The following is a 1,738-nucleotide window of genomic DNA, read 5'->3' as shown; positions in this document are numbered from 1 at the left end:
TTCGTTTTTATCTAGGTTTGAGACTTTGGTGCAAAAAAAGGGGAGTCAAATGACTCCCCTTTCGGTTTAGGCTGCGAATTATGCCACAGACAGACTAGGTTCTGAAGAAACGAACCAATTGTTGCATCTTACTCGCCTGGTCACTCATAGACCTTGACGCAGCGGCAGTTTCTTCAACCAATGCTGCGTTTTGTTGTGTCATCTCATCCATTTGCGAAATGGCCTGGTTGATCTGTCCAATTCCGTTAGATTGTTCTTTGGCAGCAACATTGACGCTTTCTATACGGCGTGCAACTTGCTCTACGGAGTGGACGATGCCATTTAAGGTTTCACCTGTCTGATTGACTAACATTGAGCCTGACTCGACTTTATTGACACTGTCGCGAATAAGGTCTTTGATCTCTTTCGCGGCACTGGCGGAGCGTTGGGACAAGGTTCGAACTTCACCTGCCACCACTGCAAAACCACGTCCGTGTTCACCTGCCCTTGCGGCTTCCACAGCTGCGTTAAGTGCCAATAAGTTAGTTTGGAAAGCTATCTCATCAATGACGCCGATAATGTCATTAATCTTGTTGCTGGATTCAGAAATTTCTTTCATCGCCTCAACCGCCTGATTAACAACTTGTCCGCCTGACTCGGCTTTCACACGAGCATCGTTAGCTTCGTAGTTTGCATCGTCTGAGTTCTTCTCGCTTTCTTTCACCGTACTGGTAATTTCTTCCATGCTGGCAGCGGTTTCTTCCAGAGAGCTGGCCTGGCTTTCTGTTCGGTTGCTTAGGTCGACGCTGCCTTGTGAGATCTCATTAGCGGACTCATTTACAGAGCTTGATATGCCCATGATTTCACTTAGAACAGAACTCAATTTGCTAAGCGTGGCATTAGCATTGTTAGCGATATTCTCAAAATCACCCTGGTAATTAGTAGAGAGTGCCTGACTCAAATTACCTTGAGCCATTTCTTCAAAGAGCTTGCTCATATCAGAAATGAAGGTGTCGGTATTATCGAGTACGTCATTTAGTCCTGTACTCAATTGCTTGAAGAAGCCTTCCTTACCGGCTATAGCGATTCGCTGAGACAAGTCACCAGCTCTTGCAGCGTTTACGATGTTATCAACTTCTTGCTGAATCATGACCTCATTGGTACGGTCGAACCATTCAACGACTGTTCCGATGCGCTCTTTAGCTTCATTCGCAACGGCATTAACGCGCAACTCCATGTGGCGGCCACCGACTTCGATATGAGCCTGGTGTTCGCCGCTCAAGTTATCAAGCACATTGATTTGATGGTTCGGGTTCTTATGGAATTGGTCAATACTCTGGCCCAATAAGTTATCGGTATCGAAGTTGGGTAGGGCTGATTTAATTGCCGCTTCTGCATTTTTGAGTGTTTTGATGACCGCAGGGTTCATATAGACAATGGTACGATCATAATCGGCGACCATCACATTGGCGCTGACATTCTCCAATGCTTCTTTTAAGCGAGCATTCTCGTTTGCTACGCGTAACTCATTCTCACGTTTTATCAATGCTTCAGTGTTATCCTTCCATTCAACAACTGTACCGACACGGTCACCGGACTCGGTCTTAACCGGGTTGACTGATAGCTCCATATGGCGTCGACCAACTTGAATATTGGCTTTGTGTTGAGCGCTTAGATTCTCTAGTAGCTCTTTCTGATGGCTTGGGTTTTTATGGAAGATATCAATTGATTGCCCAAGTAAGTTGTTGGCATCAAACTG

Annotated in this window: 1 protein-coding gene; it reads right to left on the bottom strand. The window is 45.7% G+C overall.

All coding sequences use genetic code 11. From position 1 onward, the window contains the following. Positions 1-94: 94 nt before the first annotated feature. Positions 95-1,738: methyl-accepting chemotaxis protein (locus A3757_RS22250; RefSeq protein WP_068740320.1), on the bottom strand; the 1,644-nt coding region annotated here is incomplete at its 5' end.

Source organism: Oleiphilus sp. HI0117 (assembly GCF_001635235.1).
The sequence above is the reverse complement of the archived record's forward strand: the minus strand, read 5'-3'. Positions and strand labels throughout refer to the sequence as shown.